At 70.7% G+C, this 26,767-nt stretch carries 15 protein-coding genes; 9 read left to right on the top strand and 6 right to left on the bottom strand.

The annotated features are described in order from the left end of the window. From ORI60_RS25645 to ORI60_RS25625, 5 genes are read left to right on the top strand one after another with little or no spacing between them, the layout of a single operon-like run. Nucleotides 1-312: an L-rhamnose mutarotase gene (locus ORI60_RS25645; protein ID WP_266040449.1), complete on the top strand. Its 312-nt coding sequence runs from the start codon at nt 1-3 to the stop codon at nt 310-312. Between the two features lie 18 nt (nt 313-330). Beyond that, on the top strand, nt 331-1,485 hold the full coding sequence (rhaI, locus tag ORI60_RS25640) for an L-rhamnose isomerase (protein WP_266040448.1): 1,155 nt from the start codon (nt 331-333) through the stop codon (nt 1,483-1,485). Further along, a complete protein-coding gene (locus ORI60_RS25635; RefSeq protein ID WP_266040447.1) occupies nt 1,485-3,509 on the top strand; it encodes a bifunctional aldolase/short-chain dehydrogenase in 2,025 nt (674 codons plus the stop codon). Before rhaI ends, ORI60_RS25635 begins: the two co-directional genes overlap by 1 nt. Then, nucleotides 3,506-4,861, top strand: a complete 1,356-nt coding sequence (locus ORI60_RS25630; protein ID WP_266040446.1) for a rhamnulokinase — start codon at nt 3,506-3,508, stop codon at nt 4,859-4,861. The genes ORI60_RS25635 and ORI60_RS25630 overlap by 4 nt, the downstream gene beginning before the upstream one ends. Nucleotides 4,862-4,921: 60 nt before the next feature. Continuing rightward, entirely contained in the window at nt 4,922-6,160 is a 1,239-nt protein-coding gene (locus ORI60_RS25625) for an SGNH/GDSL hydrolase family protein (protein ID WP_266040444.1), read from the top strand. A gap of 21 nt (nt 6,161-6,181) precedes the next feature. On the opposite strand, the gene ORI60_RS25620 is transcribed toward ORI60_RS25625, so the two are convergent. Both ORI60_RS25620 and ORI60_RS25615 read right to left on the bottom strand, forming a co-directional pair. Continuing rightward, on the bottom strand, nt 6,182-9,301 hold the full coding sequence (locus ORI60_RS25620; RefSeq protein WP_266040442.1) for a family 78 glycoside hydrolase catalytic domain: 3,120 nt from the start codon (nt 9,299-9,301) through the stop codon (nt 6,182-6,184). A gap of 141 nt (nt 9,302-9,442) precedes the next feature. Further along, nucleotides 9,443-11,704, bottom strand: a complete 2,262-nt coding sequence (locus tag ORI60_RS25615) for a cellulase family glycosylhydrolase (protein WP_266040441.1) — start codon at nt 11,702-11,704, stop codon at nt 9,443-9,445. A gap of 327 nt (nt 11,705-12,031) precedes the next feature. Between ORI60_RS25615 and ORI60_RS25610 the strand changes: the two genes are divergently transcribed. Both ORI60_RS25610 and ORI60_RS25605 read left to right on the top strand, forming a co-directional pair. Next, a complete protein-coding gene (locus tag ORI60_RS25610; RefSeq protein WP_266040439.1) occupies nt 12,032-13,948 on the top strand; it encodes a ricin-type beta-trefoil lectin domain protein in 1,917 nt (638 codons plus the stop codon). Next, nucleotides 13,948-15,240, top strand: a complete 1,293-nt coding sequence (locus ORI60_RS25605) for a jacalin-like lectin (RefSeq protein WP_266040438.1) — start codon at nt 13,948-13,950, stop codon at nt 15,238-15,240. Before ORI60_RS25610 ends, ORI60_RS25605 begins: the two co-directional genes overlap by 1 nt. Before the next feature lie 69 nt (nt 15,241-15,309). Here ORI60_RS25605 and ORI60_RS25600 read toward each other — a convergent pair whose 3' ends face one another. Further along, complete coding sequence (locus ORI60_RS25600) at nt 15,310-17,469, bottom strand: glycoside hydrolase family 95 protein (protein WP_266040437.1); 2,160 nt, start codon at nt 17,467-17,469, stop codon at nt 15,310-15,312. Nucleotides 17,470-17,721: 252 nt separating this feature from the next. On the opposite strand from ORI60_RS25600, the gene ORI60_RS25595 reads away from it, so the two are divergent. Further along, the gene (locus ORI60_RS25595; protein WP_266040436.1) at nt 17,722-19,971 is read left to right on the top strand and encodes a rhamnogalacturonan lyase; all 2,250 of its coding nucleotides are present in this window, start codon (nt 17,722-17,724) and stop codon (nt 19,969-19,971) included. Then, complete coding sequence (locus tag ORI60_RS25590; protein ID WP_266040434.1) at nt 19,968-20,969, top strand: SGNH/GDSL hydrolase family protein; 1,002 nt, start codon at nt 19,968-19,970, stop codon at nt 20,967-20,969. Before ORI60_RS25595 ends, ORI60_RS25590 begins: the two co-directional genes overlap by 4 nt. Nucleotides 20,970-20,982: 13 nt before the next feature. Here ORI60_RS25590 and ORI60_RS25585 read toward each other — a convergent pair whose 3' ends face one another. The 3 genes from ORI60_RS25585 to ORI60_RS25575 all read right to left on the bottom strand — a co-directional run bounded on the left by ORI60_RS25585 (nt 20,983) and on the right by ORI60_RS25575 (nt 26,767). Beyond that, entirely contained in the window at nt 20,983-21,888 is a 906-nt protein-coding gene (locus tag ORI60_RS25585; protein WP_266040432.1) for an AAA family ATPase, read from the bottom strand. Between the two features lie 143 nt (nt 21,889-22,031). Beyond that, the gene (locus ORI60_RS25580) at nt 22,032-23,795 is read right to left on the bottom strand and encodes a rhamnogalacturonan lyase (RefSeq protein WP_266040431.1); all 1,764 of its coding nucleotides are present in this window, start codon (nt 23,793-23,795) and stop codon (nt 22,032-22,034) included. A gap of 134 nt (nt 23,796-23,929) precedes the next feature. Further along, nucleotides 23,930-26,767 carry a glycoside hydrolase gene (locus ORI60_RS25575; protein WP_266040430.1) on the bottom strand — a complete coding sequence of 946 codons (2,838 nt, stop codon included), beginning with the start codon at nt 26,765-26,767 and terminating at the stop codon, nt 23,930-23,932.

Below are 26,767 nucleotides of genomic sequence, written 5' to 3'. Positions count from 1 at the left end.
ATGCGCGTCTGCTTCACGCTGCGGGTCCGCCCGGACCGGCTCGAGGAGTACCGGGCGCGGCACCGCGAAGTGTGGCCGGAGATGCGGGCAGCCCTCACCGAGGCGGGTTGGCACAACTACTCACTCTTCCTCGCCGAGGACGGGCTGCTCGTCGGTTACCTGGAGTGCGACGACTTCGACGCGGCCCTCGCGGAGATGGCGCGCACCGAGGTCAACGCGCGCTGGCAGTCCGAGATGGCGGAGTTCTTCGTCGGCGACGGCAACGCCGACGAACGGATGCGGCCCCTCGACGAGGTCTTCCACCTCGACTGAGTTTTGGGGAGAACCAACATGAGCGTGAAGGACGCGCTGCGCGAGCAGCGGATCGAGACGCCGTCGTGGGCGTACGGCAACTCCGGCACCCGGTTCAAGGTGTTCGCGCAGCAGGGAGTTCCGCGCACGCCGTACGAGAAGATCGACGACGCCGCGGTGGTGCACCGGCTCACCGGTGTCGCGCCGACCGTCGCGTTGCACATCCCGTGGGACAGGGTCGACGACTACGGCAAGCTCGCCTCCTACGCGCGGGACCGGGGTGTCGCGCTCGGGGCCATCAACTCGAACGTGTTCCAGGACGACGACTACAAGCTCGGCAGCGTCTGCCACCCGGACGCGACGGTGCGGCGCAAGGCGGTCGGGCACCTGCTCGAGTGCGTCGACATCATGGACCAGACGGGGTCGCGCGACCTCAAGCTCTGGTTCGCCGACGGCCTGAACTACCCCGGCCAGGACAACATCCGCGCCCGCCAGGACCGGCTCGCCGAGGCGTTGCGGGAGACCTACGACCGGCTCGGCTCCGATCAGCGGATGTTGCTGGAGTACAAGCTCTTCGAGCCCGCCTTCTACGCGACGGACGTGCCGGACTGGGGCACGGCGTTCGCGCACTGCCTGCAGCTGGGCGACCGCGCGCAGGTCGTGATCGACACCGGGCACCACGCCCCCGGCACGAACATCGAGTTCATCGTGTCGTTCCTGCTGCGGGCCGGCAAGCTCGGCGCGTTCGACTTCAACTCGCGCTTCTACGCCGACGACGACCTGATGGCCGGGGCGGCCGACCCGTTCCAGCTGTTCCGGATCATGCACGAGATCGTGCTGGCCGACGCGCTGAAGCCCGCCGCCGGCATCGCGTTCATGCTCGACCAGTGCCACAACCTGGAGCCGAAGATCCCGGCGATCATCCGCTCGGTGCTCAACGTCCAGGAGGCCACGGCGAAGGCTCTCCTCGTCGACCACGGCGCGCTGGACGCGGCCCAGCGGGCCGGTGACGTGCTGGAGGCGAACGCGGCGTTGATGGACGCCTACAACACCGACGTGCGGCCGCTCCTGCGGGAGCTGCGCGAGGACATGGGACTGGATCCTGATCCCATGGCCGCGTACCGGCGGTCCGGGTACGCCGAGCAGATCGTCCGGGAACGAGTCGGTGGCGAGGCCGCCGGGTGGGGTGCGTGATGGAGCAGGTCCAAGCGCTGCTGGGGCGGAGCAACCGGCTCGGTGCCGATCCGCGCAACACCAACTACGCGGGCGGCAACACCTCCGCCAAGGGCTCGGAGACCGATCCCGTTACCGGGCAGCCCGTCGACCTGTTGTGGGTCAAGGGATCCGGCGGTGACCTGGGGACGTTGAAGGAGTCGGGGCTCGCGGTGCTGAGGCTCGACCGGCTCCGCGCGCTGACCGAGGTCTACCTGGGCGTGGAGCGCGAGGACGAGATGGTCGCCGCGTTCGACTTCTGCCTGCACGGCAAGGGAGGCGCGGCACCGTCGATCGACACCGCCATGCACGGTCTGGTGGACGCGGCGCACGTCGACCACCTGCACCCGGACGCCGGCATCGCGTTCGCGACGGCGGCGGACGGCGAGGCGCTGGTCAAGGCGTGCTTCGGCGACCGCGTGGCGTGGGTGCCGTGGCGGCGGCCGGGTTTCCAGCTGGGCCTGGACATCGCGGCGATCCAGCGCGACCACCCGCAGGCGATCGGCGTCGTCCTCGGCGGGCACGGCATCACCGCGTGGGGCGCGACGAGCGAGGAGTGCGAGGCGCACTCGCTGGAGATCATCCAGACCGCGCAGCGCTACCTGGACGCCCACGGCCGCGCCGAGCCGTTCGGGCCGGTGGTCCACGAGCCGCTGCCACCGGAGGACAGGCGGGTGAGGGCGGCCGCACTCGCTCCGGTGATCCGCGGCCTGGCCTCCGCGGACAGCCCGCAGGTCGGCCACTTCACCGACTCCGCCGTGGTGCTGGACTTCCTGTCGCGGGAACGGCATCCGGAACTGGCCGCGCTCGGCACGTCGTGCCCCGACCACTTCCTGCGCACCAAGGTCCGGCCGCTGGTGCTCGACCTGCCGCCGAGCGCGCCGGTGGCGGACGTCGTGGAGCGCCTGCGACGCCTCCACGCGGCCTACCGCGAGGACTACCGGGCGTACTACGAACGGCACGCCGAGCCGGACAGCCCGCCGATGCGCGGCGCGGACCCGGCCGTCGTGCTCGTGCCGGGCGTCGGCATGTTCAGCTTCGGCGGGAACAAGCAGACCGCACGGGTGGCGGGCGAGTTCTACGTGAACGCGATCAACGTGATGCGGGGCGCCGAGTCGGTCTCGCGGTACGCGCCGATCGACGAGCGCGAGAAGTTCCGCATCGAGTACTGGTCGCTGGAAGAGGCCAAGCTGCGGCGAATGCCGAAGCCCAAGCCCCTGGCCACGCGCGTAGCGCTCGTCACCGGCGGCGGTTCGGGCATCGGCCGGGCGGTCGCCGAACGGCTGGCCGCCGAGGGCGCGTGCGTCGTGGTGGCCGACCGCGACGGTGAGAGCGCGCGTGCGGTGGCCGAGGGGATCGGCTCCGCGGACGTGGCGGTGCCGGTGACCGTCGACGTCACCGACGCGGCGGGCATCGCCGAGGCGTTCCGCGCGGCCGTGCTCGCGTTCGGCGGCGTGGACCTGGTGGTCAACAACGCCGGTCTGTCGATCTCCAAGCCGCTCGACGAGACGACCGAGGCCGACTGGGACCTGCAGCACGACGTGATGGCCAAGGGCTCGTTCCTGGTCTCGCAGCAGGCCGCCAGGGTCATGCGCGCCCAGGGCATGGGCGGCGACATCATCTACATCTCCAGCAAGAACGCGGTCTTCGCCGGCCCGAACAACGTCGCGTACGGGGCGGCCAAGGCCGACCAGGCGCACCAGGTGCGGTTGCTCGCGGCCGAGCTCGGCGGGGACGGCATCCGCGTCAACGGCATCAACCCCGACGGCGTGGTCCGCGGCTCCGGCATCTTCGCGGGCGGCTGGGGCGCCCAGCGCGCCGCCGTCTACGGCGTACCGGAGGAGGAGCTCGGCGCGTTCTACGCCCAGCGCACCCTGCTCAAGCGCGAGGTGCTGCCCGGTCACGTGGCCGCTGCGGTGTTCGCGCTCACGGCGGGCGAGCTGTCGCTCACGACCGGCCTGCACGTGCCGGTCGACGCCGGTGTCGCCGCGGCGTTCCTGCGATGACGGCGGTCGCCGCGGTCGACCTCGGCGCGTCCAGCGGCCGCGTGGTGCGAGGGGTCGTCACCGATGGCCGCGTCCGCGTCGAGGAGGTGCACCGGTTCGCCAACGGCCCGGTGCACCGGCGCGGCTCGCTGCACTGGGACCTGCCCGGCCTGCACCGCGAGGTGCTGGCCGGGCTCCGGCTCGCCGGCGAGGTCGGCAGCATCGGCATCGACAGCTGGGCGGTCGACTACGGCCTGCTCGACGCGTCCGGCGAACTGCTGGACGACCCCGTCTGCTACCGCGACTCCCGCACCGACGGGATCAAGCCGGCCGACGGCCTGTACGAGATCAACGGCCTGCAGTTCCAGCCGTTCAACACGATGTTCCAGCTGATGGCCGAACCGCTGCTCCCCCGGGCCTCCCAGCTCCTGCTGGTCCCGGACCTGCTCTCCTACTGGCTCACCGGAGAACGGGGCGCCGAGTACACCAACGCCACCACGACCGGCCTGATCGACGTCCGAACAGGACGGTGGTCGCCCGAGCTGACACGGGACCTCCCGCCCAGCCTGCTGCCCGACCTGCGCCACCCCGGTGACCCCGCCGGCACGCACGACGGCGTCCCGGTCATCGCGGTCGGCTCGCACGACACCGCGTCCGCGGTGGTCGCCGTCCCCGCCGAGACGGACCGGTTCGCCTACATCTCCTGCGGCACCTGGTCGTTGGTCGGCGTGGAACTCCCCCGGCCCGTGCTCACCGCAGAGAGCCGCGCCGCCAACTTCACCAACGAGGGCGGGGTCGACGGCACGATCCGCTACCTCCGCAACGTGATGGGCTTGTGGCTGCTCCAAGAATGCCTGCGCTGCTGGAACACCGACCTCGAACCGTTGTTGCGGGAGGCGCGGCACGCGACCGGATCGGTGTTCGACCCGAACGATCCGGTATTCCGTCCGCCGGGTGACATGCCGGCCAGGATCGAGCGGTGGTGCCGCGAGCACGGCCAGCGCGTGCCCAGGACCAGACCGGAGATCGTGCGGTCCATCCTGGACAGTCTCGCGCTGGCGCACCGGGACGCCGTCGAGGACGCACAACGGTTGTCCGGCAAAGAGGTCGACGTCGTGCACGTGGTCGGCGGTGGTGCGCGCAACGAGCTGTTGTGCCAGCTCACCGCCGACGCGTGCGGCCTGCCCGTGGTGGCTGGTCCCGCCGAGGCGACCGCGCTGGGCAACGTCCTGGTGCAGGCACGTGCCCTGGGTGCGGCGCACGGCACGCTGACGGACCTCAGGAAGCTCGTCCGGCGCTCACCGGAGTTGCGGCGCTATCTCCCACAACGCCGAGAAGTTTCGAAAACCAGGTCGTCCGGCTCGATCGATTGACTCCCGTTCGCGCGCACTCCTAGGTTCGTCTTTCCGCTCCTTTTCGAAAGGACGTGAGAGATGCGCAGGCGTTCGTTCCTCGGTCTGGCCGCCACCGGTGCACTCGTCCCCACCGCCGCCCGGGCTGATGCCAGGGGAGGCGAGCGCTGGGTCACCACGTGGACCTCGATGCCCCAGCTGTGCGAACCGCACAACATGCCGCCACCACCGTTCACGCAGGACGGCCTGGTGCTCGCGGACGCCACGCTGCGCCAGACCGTCAAGGTCACGGTCGGCGGGCAGCGGATGCGGCTGCGGTTCTCCAACGCGTTCGGCGGGGCGGCGCTGCCGATCACCGCGGTCACCGTCGCCCTGCCGGCGGACGGCCGCGCGGGCGTCAGCGCGGTCCAGCCGGGCACGGTCCGGCACGTGACGTTCAACGGCAGGACCTCGGCGACCGCGCCGGTGGGCGCGCTGGTGCTGTCGGACCCGCTCGGCTTTTCCCTGACGCCCAACACGAACCTCACCGTGACCGTGTACCTCGCGAGCGGCCAGGCGTCCAACTCGATCACGTCGCATCCCGGCTCCCGCACCACGTCCCACCTGCTGGCGGGCAACCACGCCGACTCGCCGGACCTGCCGGGCGCGACCCCCACCGACCACTGGTACTTCCTCAGCGCCGTCGAGGTGCGCGTGGACGCCGCCGGCGTGGTCGTGATCGGCGACTCGCTGACCGACGGCCGCGGCTCGACCACCAACGGCAACGACCGCTGGCCCAACCAGCTCTTCGACCGGTTGCGGCGCAACGACATCGCGGTGCTCAACCAGGCCGCGGGCGGCAACCGCGTGCTCAACGACGGCCTCGGTCCCAGCGTGCTGGCCCGGCTGGACCGCGACCTGCTCGCGCAGAGCGCCGTCCGGTGGCTGATCCTCTTCGAGGGCGTCAACGACATCGGCACCGCCGCGGCGGACGAGACCGCCCAGAAGCAGGTGACCGACGACCTGATCGCCGCCTACCAGCAGATCGCCGATCGGGCCCACGCGCACGACATCCGGGTCTACGGCGCCACGCTGCTTCCGTTCGGCGGCAGCGGTTACGACGATCCCGGTGGCCTGCGCGAGTCGTCCCGGCAGGCCGTCAACCGCTGGATCCGCACGAGCCACCGCTTCGACGCGGTCGTCGACTTCGACGCCGCCGTGCGCGATCCGGCCGATCCGCGGCGACTCCTCGCCGCCGCGGACGTCGGTGACCACCTGCACCTGAACCCGACCGGCTACCGGATGCTCGCGGAGGCGGTGCCGGCCCGCCTGTTCCGGTAGCCGATGAGCGCTTCGCGGTGCTCAGGAAGCCGGTACGGCCGTCGCAGCCGCTGCGGCGGTCCCTCCCCCGGTGAACCGCCACCGCCCGTGCGGCACCTTCACCACCGCGACACCGCTGGAATGCGGCACGTGCACCTCGGCGGTCGACCCCACCGGCACCTCGACGGTGAGCCGCAGCACGCCGTCCACCTTCGCCCACGCCACGCTGATGCGTCCGCGCACGCTTTCGAACTCGAACCGCGCCCACGACAGAGCGGTCGCGGAAGGCCGGACCACGAACGTCCGGTAGCCCGCGTCGCCCGGCCGCAGACCGGCGACGTGCTCGTACAGCCACTGCGCGACGGTGCCCTTGAAGTAGTGGTTGCGCGAACGGGTGCCGGTGTCCCACATCTCCCACATCGTGTCGGCGCCGTTCGAGAACCAGTGACCCCAGCTCGGGTACGACCGTTCGGTAGCCATGGCGTGCGCGACGTCGGCGTGTCCGTTGTCGCTCAACGCCTGCAGCAGCACGCTGGCACCGAGGCAGCCGACGTTGACGTGGTTGCCGTTCGCCCGGACCTCACTCGCGAGCCTGTCCGCGACCGTCTGGACGGAGCCGGCGGGCACCATGCCGAACGCGAGCGGGATCGCGTTGGACGTTTGCCGGTAGTCCGGGTCCTTGGCGGTGCGGTAGTAGCCGTCCAGGAACGCCTTGTTGAACGATGACAACAAGCCGGCCGCCACCTCGCGGTACCGCGGGACGGGCTTGCCGATCACGTCGCCGAGCTCGGCGGTGTGCAGCAGGGCCCGGTAGAGGTACGCGGTCGCGGTGAGCCGGGTGTCCTCCGGCGGGATGCCACCGGAGTCCGGTGGCAGGAAGTCACCGAGCGCCGTGACCGCGAGGCCGTCGCGCAACCTGCCGATCTCCCAGTCCAGGTACCGGGTGAGCACCGGCCAGTGCTGCTGCGGCAACCGTTCGTCGCCGTAGATCCGGTACATCTCCCGCAGCACGAACGGGTACACGGTCGTCCACTCGGGAGCGGGCGCGAGTTCGCGGTAACCCCAGCCGCCGCTCGGCACGATCACCGGTAGCTGACCGGCCGCGTCCTGGCTGTCCGCGAGGTCGCCGAGCCACTTCGTGAAGAACTTCGCCATGCCGAACTCGGCGAGCATCGACGGGGCGCCGACCTGGGCGTCGCCCGTCCAGCCGTTCTTCTCGTAGGTCGGGGTGTCGGTGGGGATGCCGTGCAGGTTGTTCGCGACCGTGCGGCGCATCGCGGCGTCGTACTGCTCGAACAACGGCTCGGAGCAGCGGAACGTGCTGACCTGCGGCACGTCCGAGTGCACCAGGCGGCCGACCAGCCTCGGTGCCGCGGTCAGGCCGGTCACCTCGACGTAGCGGAAGCCCTTGTAGGAGAACTTCGGCTCCCACGTCTCCGTGCCGCCGGCGCAGACGTACTCGTCGAGCTGGATCCGGCCACCGCTGACGTGTCCGTTCTCCATGCGAACACTGCCGTCGGAGTTCAGCGTCTCACCGTGCTTGAGCCGCACCACGGTGCCCGCGGGGGCGGTGACGGTGAGCTGCGTCCAGCCGGACATCGTGCGGCCCATGTCGGCCACGAAGACACCGGGCTTGAGCACGCTCACGGTCGGTGTGACCGACTCGATCACGCGGATCGGTTCGTGCTCCTGGGCTTTCAGCGTGCCCCTCGGTGCCGGCCTGACGGAGGCGGGCTGCCAGGCGCCGTCGCCGAATCCGGGTTTCGTCCAGTCGCGCGGCGCGAGGCGGGCGTCGTAGGTCTCGCCGGTGTAGAGCGAGTTCGACACCGTGGGGCCATCGGTCAGGCGCCACCGCTCGTCCGACGTGATGGTCGTGCGCGTGCCGTCCGGGTGGTCGATCTCCAGCTGTGCCAGCAGTTTCGGCTCGTCGTGCCACGGCGGCCGCTCCCACCGCCACACGTTCGGCGTCTTCATGCCGTAGAAGCCGCGGCCCAGTGTCACGCCGATCGCGTTGCGGCCGTTGCGAACCAGGCTCGTGACGTCGTGCGTCGCGTACAGAACCGTGTTGTCGTAGTCGGTGAAGCCGGGGTCGAGCACCCGGTCGCCGACGCGGCGGCCGTTGATCTCGGTCTCGTGGTAGGCGAGGCCGCTGACGTACAGCCGGGCACGCCTGACCGGCTTGGTCAGCGCGAACTCCCTGCGCAGCAACGGCGCCGGCTGCTCCTCCACCGTGACGTTCGCACCCCACGGACCCTGGCCGTACGGGTCGAGCACGGTCGCCGGTGCCCACGCCGAGTCGTCGAAGTCCGGGGTCTGCCAGCCGGGCTGCTCGGTCTCGGCGACCTTCCAGCCAGGACCGGTGACCACCTCGCGCTGGCCGTCGGCGAGATCGACCAGGAGTCGCAGCAGGAACCCGGCCGGCCCCGCCGACCTGTTGGTGGCGCGGGCGGCCAGCACGATCCGCCGGCCGGACAGGCGGGTCACGTCGGCGCGTTGCCCGACCTTCCAGACGTCGACCTGCTCGGGCACGTGCAGGACCTCGGACCCGTTGACGTGCAGGGTGAAGTCGTCGTCCGCCGTCGCGACGAGCCTGGCCCTGACCGCGTCCGCGGGAAGGTCGACGGAGGTGCGGAACCACCGGCTCTCGGCCGGTGTCGTGGCCGACCAGATCCACCGCGCGCCGGTGAAACCGATCGACGTGTCCTCGGCGCCGATCCACCGCGCCTGCCACGGCGTGCCGAGCAGCGCCGTCTCCCACCAGTTCGTGGTGCTCCACGCCGACGGCCGGTTCGCGCCGTCCCACACCCGGACGCGCCAGTGGTAGCGGGTGCGCGGCTTCAGCTCCTCGCCCGCGTAGACGACTCCCGTGGTGCGGTCGGAGCCGACCTTGCCGGACTGCCAGACGTCCGCCCGTCCGGGCGCGGTGCCGACCTCGACCTGGTAGGCGGTCTGCCGGGCACCGGTGCCGCCGGCCGCGAGGACCCAGGCGAGCCGGGGCGCGGTGACGTCCGTGCCCAGCAACGTCTCCGCGTACTCCACGGTCGTGCGCACCACGCGCACCCCACCGGCCCGCTCCGGCGGTGCGGCGTGCGCCACCCCGACCGGCAGTGCGGTGGCGGTCAGCCCGACCGCCGACGTCCTGAGGAACACCCGTCTGCGCACGTCGCCTCCACCTTCGTCGCTGGATGAAACGTTTCAATCACGGCAGCGCGCCCAGCGTCTTGCGTGTGCGGAGGTGTGTCAAGGCACACGACAACAGACTGTCCGCAATCGGACAGCCTGTTGAATCGTGCAAATGCGAACTCAGGCGGTCGTGCAGGCGCTCCCGTTGAGCGTGAACGACGACGGCGCCGGGTTGGTCCCGCTGAACGTGCCGTTGAACCCGATGGTCGTCGACGCGTTCGGCGCCAGAGTGCCGTTCCAGGTCATGTTGGTCGCGGTGACGGCGGCGCCGGACTGGGCGAACGTCGCGCCCCACCCGGGCAGGGTCACGGTCTGGCCGTTGGCGTAGCTGAAGGCCAGCGTCCAGCCGTTGATCGCGCTCGTGCCGGTGTTGGTGATGGCGATGCTGGCGGTGAAGCCGTTGCCACCGCCCCAGTTCTGGCCCGAGTAGCCGACCTTGCAGGTACCGGTGCCGCCACCCGCGCTGGTCGTCGCCGACACGATGCCCGAACTCGCCGACACGTTGCCCGCCGCGTCCTTCGCCCGCACCTGGTACCGGTAGGTGGTCGACGGGGTCAGGCCGCTGTCGGCGAACGAGGTCCTCGCCGTCGTGCCGACCTGCGTGAAGGAGCCGCTGCCCACGGCGCGGAGCACGTCGTAGCCGGTGACGCCGACGTTGTCGGTCGAGGCCGTCCAGGTGAGCGCAAGGCCCATGGACGTCACGCCTGACGCCACCGGGGTGCCCGGCGTCGACGGCGGCTGGGTGTCACCCGGACTGCCGCCGTAGATCGTGGCCTCCTTCGAGGTCTGCCGGATTCCGTTGGCGCCGTTGAGGATCCGCTGGCCCCACGGGGTCAGGTTCGCCGGGTCGAAGGAGTTGACCATGTCGAGGTACGCGACGTCGCTGCTGTTGCCGCTCCACGACCAGCCGAGGTAACCGAGGCCGCGGGCCTGCGCCTGGGCGAGGATCGTGTCCTCGTCCGGGTCGCCGTCGCTGTGGTTGTGCCCGAACTCCCCCACCACCAGCGGCAGCCCCGCCGACTTGAACGCGTCGAAGTAGGCGTTGACCTTGTCCGCGGTGTTGTAGACGCCGTACATGTGGATGGAGAACACGGTGTTGCGCTGCGGATCGGCGTTCAGCACCGACGCCGCGTTGTCGCGCATGATGTTGCCCCAGTCCTGGCCCCACATGGGCGCGTCCGCCATCAGCAGGTGCTGCAGGCCGGCTCCGCGCAGCCGGCTGATCGCGCTGCTCGTCGCACTCGCCCACGTGGCACTGACCTGGGCGTTGTTGCCGAACGGCTCGTTGCCCAGGTTGATGACGACGTAGTTCTCCTGGCCCTTGAGCGCGCTCGCCACGCTGATCCAGTAGCTGGCCGCCTGGTCGAGGGTCGCCGCCCCGCTCTGCTCGCCGTACCCGGTGGTGTCGTGGACCTCCAGCACGCAGATCAGCTTCGACTGCTTGCACAGCCCGATGACGTTCCCGACCTCCGCCGCCGGGGTCGGGCCCCACCGCTGACCGCTGCCGAGCACGACGCGCACCGTGTTGGCGCCGAAGGACTTGATGTCCGCGAACGCCCTCGTCTGCGACTGGTACCAGACGTGCGCGTGGTTCACGCCGCGCATGACGAACGGGGTGCCGTTGCCCTCGACGACCCGCGCGCCCTCGACGTGCAGCCCCACCGCGGCCGGGGGTTCGGACCCCAGCGCGGCCACGAGCGCCGGGTACCAGCGGCTCTCGATCTTCTGGATCCCGGTGGTGGTGTTGGGGTGCACGCCGTCGGTGGTGTCGGCCGCGGTGCTGAACCCGGTCCACTGGTCCACCACCGTGATCGGCGAGGCCGCCGTGCTGTTCGCCCGCGCCCAGCCGGGAATCGCGGCGTTCAGGTCCACCACCCGCTGTCCGCACGCGGAGCAGTTCGCCGGGTTCATCGGGATGATCTGGGCGACGACCAGCTTGATCGCCGGGTTGCTCGCCCGCATCTGACCGAGCAGCGTGCTGTAGGCGCCCAGGATCGTGCTCGCGGGGATGTTGCTCCAGACGTCGTTGGTGCCCAGGTGCATGAGCACGACGTCCGGCCGGGCCGAGGAGAGCCACCCGGGAAGCTGGTTGTCCCGCGCGATGTTCGTCGCGAGGTACCCGCCGTGGCCCTCGTTCTCACCGTCGTAGGTGAAGCCGCACCCCGGCGCGGGCAGCGAGCCGACGAAGTCGACGCCGGTGTGCCCGGTGTCCTGCAGGTGCTTCCAGAGCAGCGCCCGCCAGCAGCCCGGAGAGCCGGTGATGGAGTCACCGAGCGCCATCACTCTGGTGGGAGCGGCGGCGTTCGCCGCGGTGGGAGCGAGGGTCACACAGGCCGCCAGTAGCAGGCCGGTCACCACCGCTCGAAGAAATCGCAAGGTCACGACGACCTCCTGGGAAATGTTCGGCTGACCTGGGTAAGAACTGGGAGCGCTCCCAGAATTCGGACACTAGCCAGCCGATCACCCGAGGACACCGCCGAGTGGCCCACCGCCGGAGCCTGTCCGGTCCGGACAGGCCGCTGACCTCGCGTTTGTCCGGCCGGCAACCTCTGTCACACCGTCGAAGGAATTCGTCGAATCTTTCGCGAACAACCGCCGGGCGGTTGACGGCCCCACTCCGCCAATCCAAGATGTCAGCGCTCACATCATTAGCACAACGCCCTTTCCCTGAAAACACCCTGCAAAGCGGAAAGTGAGCCAGAAACAACGATGTTAACGTTCACACGCTTTCTCGTTCTAGCGGTCGCTCTGAGCGCCGTCACCGCGTTCGGCGGCACCGCGGCCTCGGCGGGGCCAGCCCTCTCCCAGAACCAGGTCCGGGTGCCGTCCGCACCGATGGGCTGGGCCTCGTGGAACACCTTCTTCGAGAACATCGACCACAACGTGATCAAGGCGCAGGCGGACGCACTGGTGTCGTCCGGGCTCGCGGCCGCCGGCTACCGGTACGTCAACATCGACTCGGGGTGGTGGAAGGGAACCCGTGACAGCGCGGGCGACATCACCGTCGACGAGGCCCAGTGGCCCGGCGGCATGAAGGCGATCGCCGACTACATCCACGGCAAGGGCCTCAAGGCGGGGATCTACACCGACGCGGGCAGGAACGGCTGCGGCTACTACTTCCCCACCCCCGGTCCTCCGCACGCCGGCACCGGCAGCGAGGGCCACTACGAGCAGGACATGCTGCGGTTCTCCCGGTGGGGCTTCGACTACGTCAAGGTCGACTGGTGCGGCGCCGACGTCGAGGAGCTCGACGCGCCCAGCACCTACCGGGCGCTCAGCGACGCCGCCGCCAAGGCGAGCGCCACCACCGGGCGCGAGCTCGTGCTGTCGATCTGCGAGTGGGGCAAGAACGACCCGTGGAACTGGGCGCCGGGCATGGCCCCGTTGTGGCGCACCGGAACGGACATCGTCTTCGCGCACGAGACACCGTCGATCGACATGGTCTACGAGAACTTCGACAAGAACCAGCGGCCGACCGCCCAGCACACCGGCTACTACAACGACCCGGACATGATGATGATCGGCATGCCCGGCCTGTCCGCCGCGGCGAGCCGGGTGCACATGAGCCTGTGGGCGGTCGGTGGTTCGCCGATGCTGCTCGGCAACGACCTCACGAAGATGAACGACAGCACGATCTCGGTGCTGACCAACCGCGAGGTGCTGGCCGTGGGCCAGGACCCGCGCGGCCTGCCCGCCGTCGAGGTGGCGGAGGACGTCCGGGACCGGCAGGTCTACGCGAAGGTGTTGTCCGGCAACGGACGCCGGGCGGTGACCCTGCTCAACCGGACGTCCTCGGCGGCCACCACGACGGTGAGGCTGGCCGATCTCGGCCTGGCCGGTCCGACGGCGGCGGCGCGCGACCTGTGGAGCGGCGTGGCCACACCGATCACCAACGGCAGCCACAGCGTCACGGTTCCCGCAGGCGACGCGGTGATGCTGTCCATCACCGGCACGGAGGCGAGCGCCGCCACCTACCCCGTCGTGAACTCCCGCGCCACCGGCATCACCGCCACGGCCAGCGGGCTGGCGGTCGCCACGATCGAGTACACCAACGGCGACCGCGTCGCCCGCCAGAGCACCCTGCAGGTCAACGGCGGTCAGATCCCCACCACGCTCGCACTCCCCCCGACACCCAGGGGCACCGTGTCCGCGATCGTGTCGCTGGCCAGGGGGACCAACTCCCTGACTGTCTCCGGAGCCGGGGTGACGGCGGTCGAGGTGCGCGAGCTCCCCGGCACGGCGGGCACCCAGGTGATCGGCGCGCAGTCCGGCCGGTGCGCCGACATCAACGGCAACACCACCACAAACGGCACGCAGGCCCAGTTGTGGGACTGCAACGGCGGCGAGCAGCAGACGTTCACGCACACCGCGCGCAAAGAGCTCGTCGTCTACGGCACCAAGTGCCTCGACGCCTGGGACCACGGCACCACCAACGGCACGAAGGTGGCCATCTACGACTGCACCGGTGGCACCAACCAGCAGTGGAACGTCAACGCCGACGGCACCGTCACCGGCGTGCAGTCCGGTCTCTGCCTCGACGCCTACGGCGCCGCGACGGCCAACGGCACGAAGCTCGTGCTGTGGACGTGCAACGGCGCCGCCAACCAGAAGTGGACGCGCAACTGATGATCAGACCCCTGCTCCTGATCCCCGCGGTGCTGGCGGCGCTCGTCACGCCGGCACACGCCACCACCGGTGGCAGCTTCGAGGTGCTGACCTACAACGTGGCGGGCCTGCCGGAGCCGCTGTCGTCCGGCGACCCCGCCGTGAACACGCCGTTGATCAGCCCGCGCCTCGCGCCCTACGACATCGTCAACGTCCAGGAGGACTTCAACTACCACGCGGCCCTGTACGCGGGGGACGACCACGCCCACCGCACGCCCACGACCGGCGGCGTCCCGTTCGGCAGCGGCCTGAACACGCTGTCGCACAGGCCGTACAGCGACCTCGAACGCACGAAGTGGTCGTCCTGCAACGGCACGGACTGCCTCACGCCCAAGGGGTTCACCTACAAGCGGATCACACTGGCCGCCGGGGTGACCGTCGACCTGTACAACCTGCACCCCAACGCGGGCACCGAGCCCGCCGACCTCGCCGCGCGCAGGTCGAACATCACCCAGCTGTCCCGCCACATCGCCGCGCACTCGGCGGGCAACGCGGTCATCGTCATGGGCGACACCAACACCCGCTACACCCGCGAGGCCGACAACATCCGCGAGCTGGTCACCACCAACGGCCTGACCGACGCGTGGGTCCAGCTCGAACGCGGCGGCCAGGCACCAGCGGCGGGCGCTCCGGCACTCGTGTGCGACCCGGCCGCGGTCACCGACTCCTGCGAGGTGGTCGACAAGATCCTCTACCGCGGCAACAGGCAGATCACGCTGACCGCGCGGGACTACCGCAACGACGACGCGGCGTTCGTGGACGCCCAGGGCAGACCGCTGTCCGACCACTACCCGATCGCCGCGCGGTTCGACTGGACAGCGGACGAGAACATCAAGCTCAGCGCCGAGGCCGGCGGTCCGCACGGAAGCCCGTTCACCGACATCGCGGCGATCGACCTCGGTGCCGTGCGCACGCTCGCCTTGCGCGGTGGCGGCAGGCTGGACCAGATCGCGGCCACGCTCACGAACGGCACCACGCTCACCCACGGCGGCACGGGCGGCACGGCCACGTCCCTCACGCTCGAGCCGAGTGAGCACTTCGTGTCCGCGAAGCTGAGCCAGGGCAAGTACAACGGTCATACGCGCGTGTTCTCGGCCGCCTTCACCACCAACCGGGGACGCACGCTCTCGGCGGGGCAGCCGACCGGGGAGACGGTCACCGCGACCGCTCCCGCGGGCTGGCGCATCGCCGGGTTCACCGGCCGGGCGGGCACCGAGGTCGACCGGCTCGGCGTGATCTTCGTGCCGGCCTGAGAGGTGCCGCCGCGCACCAGGTGACACCGATGTCCGCGCCCGGCACGCCTTGCCGGGCGCGGACGTTCGTCACCGCGGGACGAGCGTCTCGCCGAGCATCAGCTGGACGTCCGGCCGGACCGTCACCTCTGCCGCACGGCCCTGGCACGTCACGACAACCGTCTTCTCGCCGTGCAGACCTCGCAACCCGACCGCTTTCAACTCCCCTCCGTCCCACCAGAGGTCGACCACCACGCCACCGCGTGCCCGCAGTCCGCGCACGACGCCGGTCGGCCACGCCGAGGGCAGCGCGGGCAGCAGGCGCAGCTCGCCGGTGTGGCTCTGCAGCAGCATTTCCGCGATCGCCGCGGTGGCACCGAAGTTGCCGTCGATCTGGAACGGGGGGTGCGCGCACAGCAGGTTGCGGTACACCCCTCCCCCGTGCGGGCTGCCGTCCGTCGCCTCCGTCAGCAACATCGACAGCAAGGTGTGCGCCCGGTCGCCGTCACCGAGCCGTGCCCACAGCGCGGCTTTCCAGGCCAGCGACCAGCCCGTGCCCGCGTCTCCCCTGGCGACGAGCGCTCGCCGTGCGGCCTCGGCCAGTTCCGGGGTGCGCACGGGATCGATCTGGCTTCCGGGGTAGAGGCCGAACAGGTGCGACACGTGCCGGTGGTCCGGCTCCGCGTCGGGCACCTCGTCGGCCCACTCCAGCAACCCGCCGTGCGATCCGACCGGCGGCGGTGGCAGCGCGACTCTGCGCACCTCGTCCACCACGTCGTCGCGCAGCCCCAGCACCTCCGCGACCTCGACCAGACCGGCGAACAGGTCCGCCGTCAACGCCAGGTCCATCGTCGACCCGACACCGACCGCGACCGGTTCTCCCCCGGCCAGGTAGTGGTTCTCGGGTGACGTCGACGGCGCCGTCGTGAGCACCCCGTCGCGCGAGACCAGCCAGTGCAGGCAGAACTCGGCCGCTCCGCGCAGCACCGGCCAGGCGTGGTCCCGCAGCCAGCCGACGTCACCGGTGAAGGCGTAGTGGTCCAGGAGGTGCCGGCACAGCCACGCCCCGGCCATCGGCCAGTTCGCCCACGCCGGGTCGCCGGCACCGTCGCCGACCGGCGTGGTGAGGCACCACGGGTCGCTGTTGTGGTGCGCCACCCAGCCCGGCGCGCCGTAGAGCGCCTTCGCCGTCGCCGCACCGGGCCCGGACAGTCCTGCGACGAACTCCAGCAGCGGCTCGTGGCACTCGGGCAGTGCCGTGACCTCGGCCGGCCAGTAGTTCATCTGCAGGTTGATGTTGAGCGTGTAGTTGCCGCGCCACGGCGGATCGGTGTGCGGGTTCCAGATGCCCTGCAGGTTCGCGGGCAGCGTGCCCGGCCGGGAGCTGGTGATCAGCAGGTAGCGGCCGTACTGGAACAGCAGCGCGGGCAACGCCCGGTCGGGCCGCGCGATCCGCTCGCCGGTCGGCACGTCCGGCACCGGGCCCAGCTGGAAGCTCACCCTGTCGAACAACGTCCGGTGGGCTTCGACGGCCTGCTCGCGGAACGTCGCCCAGCCCAGCCCGCGGGCCTGCTCGACGCGCTCGACCGCCGCGCGGGAGCACTCGGCGGGGTCGTCCACCGGCGCGGCGTCGGGTCCGCGGTAGCCGACCTCGGTGGTGACGTAGACCGTGTCGCCGTCCACCGCCACGACCGCCGCCCAGGCCGTTCCGGACGGCACCACGCCGCGCACCCCCGCGATGCCGCCGGGCGAGGTGAAGTGCTCGCCGGGCAACGAGCCGCGCAGCACCGGACTCACGCCGGAACCTGTCACCCGCAGCGCCAGGACGTGCAGTCCCGCATGGCACACGGCCTCGCGCCGCACCTCCGTCGCCCCGGTCCGGCAGGAGACCGAGTACACGCCGGTGCGGAGGTCGAGCTCACGCCGGTAGGCCTCGGCCCGCTCGGGGCCGCCTGTGAGCGAGAGGTCGGCCAGCGGCAGGTACTTCGCGGTGTCCGGCCCCTGAACGCGGCGCAACACCTCTTCCGCCGCGCGAGGTGAGCCGGCCAGCACCTGCGACCGGGCCTGCTCCACCAGCGCCGGGTCGCCGGACGGCGCCGGCAGCGGCGATCCCGTCCACAGCCGGTCGTCGTTGAGCTGCACCAGTTCGGTCTCGACACCGCCGAAGCACATCGCGCCGAGCCTGCCGGTGCCCAGCGGCAACGCTTCCTCCCACGCTCCGGCGGGGGCCTCGAACCACAGTCGGGTCACCACGGCACCTCCGAGTGTTGAAGCGTTTCGACAACTTTACGGACCTGACCCGTCCTGCGTTCACAGCGGATCGCGGGAACGCGCGCGTTGACGGTTCACACAAGGGCGATCACGGTGGTTCGACGCGTTCGACACTTCCGCCGTCGAACGCGGCGCTCGATTCGACGACGAAGCTGGAAAACGCTTTCCACATTGCACGCCAAGGCATTCGGGACCTTGTGCCGCGCGGTGGAACGGTTCATCGTAGCCGTCGTGGATCTGCGACGAGGGGTTCTGCTGCCGTTGGTGTTCACAGCCGTCCTGGCGGGGCAGGTGCCCGCCGCCGCGCACTCCTCACCCGGCGAGCGCCTGGACCGCGGGCTCGTCGCCGCCTCCGTCGAGGGCGGTGTGCACCTGAGCTGGCGCCTGCTCGGTCAGGAGGCCACCGGCGCCACCGCCACCGGTCTCTCGGGACCCGACTTCGCGGTCTACCGGGACGGCAGGCGCATCGCGACCGTCACCGACAGCACCACCTACGTCGACACCGGCTCGGTACCTGGCGCGCGGTACCAGGTCGCTCCCGTGCGGCGCGGTGTCCCGCTGGCGCGCAGCAGGCCCGTGACGGCGTGGGCGGCGTCCCACCACGACCTGCCGCTGCGCAAGCCCGCGGACGGCGTGACGCCGGCCGGTGAGCACTACACCTACTCCGCGAACGACGTCAGCGTCGGTGACGTGGACGGCGACGGCCGGTACGAGTACGTCGTCAAGTGGGATCCCAGCAACTCCAAGGACGTCTCGCAGGTCGGCTACACCGGACCGGTGTACCTCGACACGTACCGCCTCGACGGCACGCTGCTGCACCGGATCGACCTCGGCGTGAACATCCGGGCCGGCGCGCACTACACGCAGTTCCTGGTCTACGACTTCGACGGTGACGGCCGCGCGGAGCTGATGACGAAGACCGCGCCGGGCACTCGTGACGGCCGCGGGCGGTTCGTCACGATGCCGCGCGAGGACGTGCGCGCCGGGTACCGCGACACCGACGACCACCGGCTCAGCCCCGAGGGCTACCGCACCCACCTCGTCGGCGTGTTCCGCGGCTGGGACTCCCATCCCGAGGTGGTCGCCGGGCGGTGGCCCGCGACGCTGGAGCAGGCGTTCGGCATCGAGCAGCGGTACACCTACCCCCTGTCGGCCGAGGACGCGACCGCACTGGTCGACCACTTCATCGACGTCTACGCGCCGTCCCGCAGCGCCAACAACAAACTGCGCCAGTTCGCGGGCTTCGTCGTCGACGGCCCGGAGTACCTGACCGTGTTCGACGGCGCCACGGGACGCGAGCTGCAGACCGTCCGCTACGAACCCGGCCGCACCGACGACGGGCTGATGTGGGGCGACTACGCGATGCCGCGCATCGAACCCGGCAACCGCGTCGACCGGTTCCTGTCGGGAGTCGCCTACCTGGACGGCAGGCGCCCGTCCGCGATCTTCGCCCGCGGCTACTACACCCGTTCCACGGTCGCGACCTACGACTGGGACGGCAGGCGGCTCAAGAAGCGCTGGCTCGCCGACAGCGGCCGGGTACCGATGACGAACCCCTTCCGCGACACCCCGCACGGCCGCGACGGCACAAGTCCGACTCATGCCGGGCTCACGACGCAGGGCTCGCACTCGTTGAGCGTCGCCGACGTGGACGGCGACGGCAGGCAGGAGATCATCTACGGCGGCGCGACGCTCGACGACGACGGCTCGTTGAAGTACAGCTCGGTCGGCGTGCTGCCGCCGGGCAGCGTGGAACCGGGAGCCACCGTCCGGGTCGGGCACGGTGACGCCCTGCACGTCACCGACGTCGACCCGAACCGGCCCGGTCTCGAGATCTACATGGTCCACGAGGGCGCCCGCTCCGCGCCGTACGGCTACGCGCTGCGCGACGCCCGCACCGGCGCCACGATCTACGGCGCGTACTCCGGGATGGACACCGGCCGGGGCATGATCGGCGACGTCCGCGCGGACGTGCCCGGTCTGGAGACGTGGGCGTCCATGCCGAACGGCTCGGACTCCGCGGGCACCTGGAGCGCCGACGGCCGGCGGCTCGACACCCGTTCTCCCGGAACGAACATGAGCATCCGCTGGGCCGGTGACCTGACCACCCAGATCGTGACCGGCGCCCAGGACGCGACGCCCGCCGTCGAGGACTGGCGGCGCGGCACGCTGCTCACCGCCACCGGGACGCGCACCAACAACGGCACCAAGGGGAACCCGTCGCTCGTGGCCGACGTGTTCGGCGACTGGCGCGAGGAACTGGTCGTGCGCACGCAGGACAGCTCGGCCCTGCGCTTCCACCTGAGCACCGAACCGACGAACCACAAGATGTACACGCTCATGCACGACCGCCAGTACCGCGTCGAGGTCGCTCGTCAGCAGACCACCTACAACCAGCCGTCGTACCCGGGCTTCTACCTCGCCTCGGACGTCGACTGGTCGCGCGTTCCCCTGCCCTCGCACCGATTGGCCGGACCATGATCAAAGGACTTCTCGCCGCGGTGGTGGTGCTCGTGAGCACCGCGGTCCCGACGGCGTCCGCCGCCACCACGAGCTCCCCCACCGACCCGAACGTCCGGTACTTCGGCCGGTGGAACACGAGCACGTCCAGCGCCTACGTCTCCGAATGGGCGGGCGCCTACCTCGTCGTCGGCTTCACCGGCCGGACCGTGAAGCTCAAGCAGCGCCGCGCCATCGACTTCTTCGTGAGCATCGACGGCGGCCCTGACGTGTCCTACGTGAACCGCACCGGCACGGTCGACCTCACCCCGGCGCCACTGGCCGCGGGCAACCACACCCTCCGCGTCTCCTACCGGCCGATCGCGGGCTCCTACAAGGGTGACGCGGTGTACCAGGGCATCGAGATCGACACCGGCGCGCGCACGTTCGCGCCCACCGTGCCGTCGAAGACCATCGAGTTCGTCGGCGACTCGATCACCGTCGGCCAGCTGTCGTCGAAACAGGCGCTCACCGCGTACGGCTGGCTGACCGGTGAGAAGCTCAAGGCCGGCCACACGCAGATCGCGGTGGGCGGCGCGTGCCTGCACCCGGCGGCGGATGGTTGCCTGAGCATGCGCGAGGGGTTCCTGCGCACCGGCCTGGCGCTGAACGCGCCCGCGTGGAACTTCGGGCGGTACAGGGCGAACGCCGTCGTGATCAACCTCGGCACGAACGACGTCGGCCACAGCGTCACCAAGGACGAGTTCCGCTCCTCCTACGTCACGCTGCTGCGGCGCGCGCGGGAGAAGTACCCGACCGCGGCGATCTTCGCCCTCGCCACGTTCCGCAAGCGGTACGTCCCCGAGACGCAGGCGGCCGTGAAGGCGCTCACCGACGGCGGCGACCGCAACGTGCACTTCGTCGACACGCTGGGCTGGATCGACGAGGCCACCGACACGACGGACAACGTGCACCCCAACGACCAGGGCCACCGCAAGATCGCCGACCGGTTGGCGCCGATCGTGGCGGCCAGGATCTAGGGCGCGCGGTCCGTCAGGCGGTGATGTGCCGGACGACCGCGGCAAGGGCCGACTCGCGTGGTTGAGCGGTGTCCACCGCGAGCGCCTCCCCGCGCCAGGAGGGAAAGCTCGCCAGTCTCCGCCGCACGTCGGACCAGTCGCCGGCGTCGTGCCAGCCGGGGATCGCGCGGCTGCGGCCTTCGACTCTCGCACGGTGGACCTCCGGGTCGGAGCACTGGCACACGACCGCACGGAACTCCGCACCGGCCCTGCGAGCCAGGCTGCGCCAGCGTTCCCTGGTCGCGACCTGTTCCGCGGGGTGGTCGAGGATCGCGGACTGCCCGGCGAGGAGTTGCCGCAGGGCGAGCGTGGTCAGGAGTTCTTCGGCCATCTCCATCGGAGCATCGAAGTGACGACCGCCGAACGGGGTCAGCGCGCCGAGCAGCCAGTCGGTCGCGAAGACCGGGATCCCCAGCTCGGCGCCCGCGGCGTCGGCCAGGGTGCTCTTCCCGCTGCCGGGCACCCCGGAGAACACGACCAGCCGGGCACCCGTGGCGGCGGAAAGCAGGTCGTGGTCGGCGAAGTCGGCCGGCAACCCCGGTGTCAGATCGGCCGGCACCAGGCCGGTGACCCACGTGGAGGCGATCCGATGCGGCGGCGCGGCCTCGACGACGCAGGTGACGACATCGGTTGTGCCGTCGTGGCGGCGGATCCGCGCCCGCGCGGTGGTCTCGCCGACGTCGAGACCGACCACGACGACCGGCGCGTAGTGGGCAGCTCGGCTGCGGGTGACCTCGGCGTACCTCTCGGGCGTGACGACGGAGGCGAACTCGGCCGCGAGCACGTCGGCCGCGTCAGCTCCCCAACCGGGTTTCCCGTCCAGGCCGTCGAGGATCCACTCCAGCCGCGCCAGGGCAGGACTGGCCGCGAGACGGTGCACTGTTCCCCCAGGCGAAGCGGTCGAGGCGAGCCGATCGAGCCTAGCGGGGCTGCCCTGGAACAGATCGGACGTTCGCCCACGACTGAAAAGGGGACCGGACTCGCGGACGGGCACCCCGTCCGCGAGTCCGGCGTCCAGTCGAATCAGGGCGAGGCGAAACTCGGGTGCGGCGGCTGGTTGTAGGCGGTGTTCTGCCACGCCACCGCCTCCCGGTACTGCCGGTCCTCCATCAGCGAGGGCCGCCGGATGGTCGTCGGCTCCGTGGTGGAGTAGATCCGCAACGCCCGGCTGTCCGAGGTCCGCCAGATGACCTCCTCGCGCCAGTCCCCGAGGATGTCCGCCTGCAACGCCGGCGTGGACTTGGTGCCGTTGTTGGAGGCCACGCCCGAACCGGTGAGCAGCCGCGTGTCGCCGTTGGGGCCGTACTTGTCGATCGTGGTGCCGTTGAGCAGCTCGCGCTGCGCGTCGCCGTCCCACCAGATCACGAAGTTGGTCGAACCCGGTTTCCGCGCGGAGACCTGGGCGCCCGTGGTGGCGCTGCGCAGACCCGCGACGGACGACGACCAGGCCTCCGCGCCGGGGTTGCCGGCCCAGACGTCCGCGGCGACCCCTCGGCCGTTGTCGCAGCCGCACGACGGCGCGCTCCAGAGGATCTGGCCGGTGCGCGCGTCGCCCATCCAGTGCGTGACCTCGGTCGTCCACTCCGACGGCTTGAAGACCTCCAGGCCCGGCCTGGACGGGATGAAGTCGCCGACGTGCAGGGCGTCGCCGTGGTGGGTGTTGTTCTGCCACAGGCCGCGGCCGTTGTCGTCGATGGTCATCGAGCCGTAGACGACCTCGTCGCGGCCGTCGGCGTCCACGTCGGCGATCGAGAGGTTGTGGTTGCCCTTGCCCTCCCAGGCCGCGCGGTTCGACTGGGCCGCCGAGTCGAACGTCCAGCGCTGGGTCAGCTGCCCGCCCCGGAAGTCCCACGCCGAGATCACGCTGCGGGTGTAGTACCCGCGGGCCATCACGATGCTCGGCCGCACGCCGTCGAGGTACGCGGTGGCGGCCAGGAACCGGTCGACCCGGTTGCCGTAGCTGTCACCCCACGACGAGACGTTCCCGCGTGGTGGCACGTAGTTCTCGGTGTCGAGCACCGCGCCGTCCGTGCCGCGGAACACCGAGAGGAACTCCGGTCCGGTCAGGACGTAGCCGTCGGCGTTGCGGTGGTCGGCGTTCGCGTTGCCGATCACCTGGCCGGTGCCCGACCGCGTGCCGTCCGCGGTCTTCACCGCCATCTCGGCCCTGCCGTCACCGTCGTAGTCGAAGACCTGGAACTGGGTGTAGTGCGCGCCGGCCCGGATGTTGCGGCCGAGGTCGACGCGCCACAACCGGGTGCCGCTGAGCTTGTAGGCGTCCAGGTACACGTTGCCCGTGCGGCCCGCCTGCGAGTTGTCCTTGGCGTCAGCGGGATCCCACTTCAGGACGATCTCGTACTCGCCGTCGCCGTCGAGGTCGCCGACCGACGCGTCGTTCGCCACGTAACCCGAGCCCGGGCTCTGGATCGGGACGTCCCTGCTCGTCTCCAGGGTGCCGACGGAACGCGTGGCCGCCGCCGATTCCACGTCTCCGCTCACCTGGCGCACCGAGTAGGACGCGGTCGCGGGCGCACCCGCGTCGAGATAGCTCGTCGCCGACGTCACCGGCGCGCGGTTGACCTTCACCCCGTCGCGGTAGACGTTGAACCCCACGTCGGCGGCGTCGCTGCCGAGCAGCCGCCACGACACGAAGTTGCCGTCGCCGCGCACCGAGCGGATGCTCACGAGCCCGCGATCGCCCGGCCCCGCCGGTTCTGCCGCGAGCGCGGGAACGCTGCTCGCGACGAGCACCGCCGCGAGCAGCGCGGACATCGTCGTCCGTCTCATCGTCGATCACCCTCCTGACACCGGATGGTTGTTCCTCAGAAGTGATCCGCGGAATTGAAACGTTTCACTGCGAGAAACGGTAGCGTCGAACAGGTCGAATGCGAGGAGGGCAATTTCTTCGACCTGGATTCGACTCACATCGCAGGCGCCTTCGCCAGCACCTCGATCTCGCCGAGGGTCAGGTATCCGGACGGACGCGCCGTGAGGACGACTCGCACGGCGGTCGCCGGTGGCGAGGGGTTCAGCACGACTTCCGTGCGCAGCGCGGTGACTTCGACGTCACCACTCGCGTCGACCCACGTGCCCTCGACCGTGCGCACCTGGATCTTGAGGCTTTGGGCGATGCCGCCCTCACCGTCGCGGTGGGAGTGCACGGCCACCCGCGTGAGATCACGGAGTCCCGGCAAGGTGAAGGTGATCGTGTCGGACGTGTTCTTGGTGCCGGACCTCCAGTTCGACCACCCCTTCTCCTCTGTGAGGCCGTTGCGCAGCCGTTCCACCGAGTAACCGGACTCGGTGTAGGTCGCCGCGACAGACGCCGTGAGCGCCGCGTTGACCTCGACGGGCTCGGTCACCTGGACGACCGCCGTCGCGGCGACTGTGCTGCCGTCGACGACCTGGGCACGTCCGTTCACCGTCACCGTCCCGACGCGGTCGAACACCGCGGCTTCCCACACCACGGGGAGTTCGGCTCTGCCGCCCCGCTTTCCGACGCCCGTGACGGTGGCCGGCAGCTCGGGCCGCCCGCCGACGTAGGTCTTCGCCTGAGCGGGCAGTGTCGAGGCGATCGTGTCGACGGTGACCACGGCCAGCGCGGGCAGCTTGCGCCCGAGCACGTCCGTCGCCGTGCCGTGCACGCGAACGGTGCCCGGATGCCGCCATTGCCCGTCCGGTGGGAGGTCCCAGACCACGGGAAGAGCGCCTCGCGCTCCGTCCGGGTACACCGGCGTCACGGTCTGCGGCAACCTGGGTCGCAGCTTCGGAACCGTGAACACGGCGGTGTCCTGAACCCGTTGCACGGTCTCGTCGACCGGTGTCCAGCGCTGGCTCGCGCCGGAGGTCGGGGTCTTCGCCGACACGGTCTCGCCGGTCGCCTCGATCAGCGTGCCGGTGGCGGCGTTGACGAACGTCCAGCTGCCGTCGCCGGTCGTCGACATGATCCACTGAGCCGAGGTGTCCCCGGACGGCTGGAGCACGACCGCGTCGCCCGACGCGGCCAGCCGGGTTCCGGTCACGGCGCTGACGATCTCGTAGCGCTCGCGGTTCCCGTTGCCAAGCCCCAGTTTCCGCACCGCCCACAGCTGCCGAGCACTCCCGGTGTCGGTGGCCCGCAGGACCGCTTCCGCCCAGTCGTCGGACGGCTGCAGGGACTTCCCGCCCGCCGTGATCCGGTACACGTGATCCGGCTGGACTAGCGCGGCGTCGCCGGACACCCCCGCCACCCCGTCGACCAGGAACGTGGTGACCGACTTCGCCGGCACCGAGAGCGTCGCCGACTTTCCCTTCACCCGCACCGGTTTGCCGCGCACGAGGGCTCCGGACGCGTCGGTGACCACCGGGGTCACCTTCGCCAGCGGCGAGACGAACCCGAACCGGGACAGGTCCAGCGTCACCGCGCGACCGGTGTTGCCGTTGTTGACGTGCACGACCGTCGTGTCCAGACCGAACCGCTTCACCGCGGCGACGCTCGACGGGTCGTCGGTCTTGACGAACCGGTCGCCCGGCCGGACGAAGTGGGTGAAGTTGCGGATGGTGTGGAACTTGGTGTTGGTCCTGATCGGACAGGACTCCAGCGTGTCGTCCGCCGTGCAGTCGAACGGGATGTGGATGCTGCCCCAGTTCTTGCCGGCGGCCGCCTGTGGTGCGGTGTCCTCGACCGGCTGCCAGAACACCCACGCGGACGGTTCGAGCTCGCGGATGTCCTCGAGCATCCTGGTCGCCATGCCCAGACCGGGTTCCATGCTCGTGTAGTCGGTGGTGCCGTTGCCCCAGGTGCCCTCGACCTCGCTCATCCAGAGCTTCTCGCCGGCGCCTTTGGCGATGTCGCGGACGCTGGTGCGCTGGCTCGTGCCGTAGGTGTGCACGTTGAGCTGGTCGACCACGTCCCGCGCGGGGCCGTAGCCGTTCCAGTTGCGCACGAACGTGCCCGGGTTCGTCTCGTCCATCGCGGACACCTTCACCCGCGACCGCAGCTGGTCGAGTGCACGCCGCGTGGCGAGCAGGACCTCCTGCTGCAACTCGGGTCCGGCGTGCGCACCCTCCTGGCGCCCGCCTGTCGGCTGGCCGTCGGGGCCGATCTGCGTGCCCCAGTAGTTGGTGTTGGGCTCGTTCAGCGGAGCCAGCGTGTCGAACTTGATGCCGTGCGCGCGTTCGATCTCCTGGGTCACGCGCGCCAGGTAGGTGGCGAAGTCCCCGACGCGGTCCCGGCGGATCTGGTCGGTGTTCGCGTCGAACCCGCCGGAGACGTAGCCGCTGACGGTCTGGAACCACGGCGGCGAGTTGCTGAACGCCTCCCACTTCGTGACCTCGCGCTTCACCTGGTCGATCCACCAGCGCTGGTTGGCGTCCGCCGTGAAGTCCCAGTGGTCCGGGTTGCCCGGCCGCCACCAGTCCACGTCGCCGCGCGTGGTGCCGGGAGGGGCTTTCCAGAAGCCCTCCATGGTCGCGCCCCTCTTCATGTAGTCCTGGCGGACGTCGGGCGCGTTGCCGCCGCCGATGTTGTACCGCGCGATGTTCAGGCGCAGCCCGTCCTCACCGAACAGCAGGTCGACGAGCCTGCGGCGGATCGGCTCCGGATAACCACCGGTGACGTTCGCGAACCACACCAGGCTGGTGCCCCAGCCCTCGAACTCCGGTTGCTGGTACGACGGGTCGACGCGAACGGTGACCCCGTTCCGCGGCAGGGGGTCGGCGGCAGCCGGCGTGGCGAGACCGGTGGCGACGAGGACGAGAGCCAGCAGGAGCCGCGCCAC

Origin of the sequence: Lentzea sp. NEAU-D7 (genome assembly GCF_026242055.1) — a bacterium.
Classification (GTDB): domain Bacteria; phylum Actinomycetota; class Actinomycetes; order Mycobacteriales; family Pseudonocardiaceae; genus Lentzea.
The sequence above is the reverse complement of the archived record's forward strand: the minus strand, read 5'-3'. Positions and strand labels throughout refer to the sequence as shown.

What these genes read in the sequence shown, in the direction of transcription:
- ORI60_RS25645 (WP_266040449.1), top strand. Translation starts at nt 1, where the DNA reads ATGCGCGTCTGCTTCACGCTGCGGGTCCGCCCGGACCGGCTCGAGGAG.
- rhaI (WP_266040448.1), top strand. Translation starts at nt 331, where the DNA reads ATGAGCGTGAAGGACGCGCTGCGCGAGCAGCGGATCGAGACGCCGTCG.
- ORI60_RS25635 (WP_266040447.1), top strand. Translation starts at nt 1,485, where the DNA reads ATGGAGCAGGTCCAAGCGCTGCTGGGGCGGAGCAACCGGCTCGGTGCC.
- ORI60_RS25630 (WP_266040446.1), top strand. Translation starts at nt 3,506, where the DNA reads ATGACGGCGGTCGCCGCGGTCGACCTCGGCGCGTCCAGCGGCCGCGTG.
- ORI60_RS25625 (WP_266040444.1), top strand. Translation starts at nt 4,922, where the DNA reads ATGCGCAGGCGTTCGTTCCTCGGTCTGGCCGCCACCGGTGCACTCGTC.
- ORI60_RS25610 (WP_266040439.1), top strand. Translation starts at nt 12,032, where the DNA reads ATGTTAACGTTCACACGCTTTCTCGTTCTAGCGGTCGCTCTGAGCGCC.
- ORI60_RS25605 (WP_266040438.1), top strand. Translation starts at nt 13,948, where the DNA reads ATGATCAGACCCCTGCTCCTGATCCCCGCGGTGCTGGCGGCGCTCGTC.
- ORI60_RS25590 (WP_266040434.1), top strand. Translation starts at nt 19,968, where the DNA reads ATGATCAAAGGACTTCTCGCCGCGGTGGTGGTGCTCGTGAGCACCGCG.
- ORI60_RS25580 (WP_266040431.1), bottom strand. Translation starts at nt 23,795, where the DNA reads ATGAGACGGACGACGATGTCCGCGCTGCTCGCGGCGGTGCTCGTCGCG.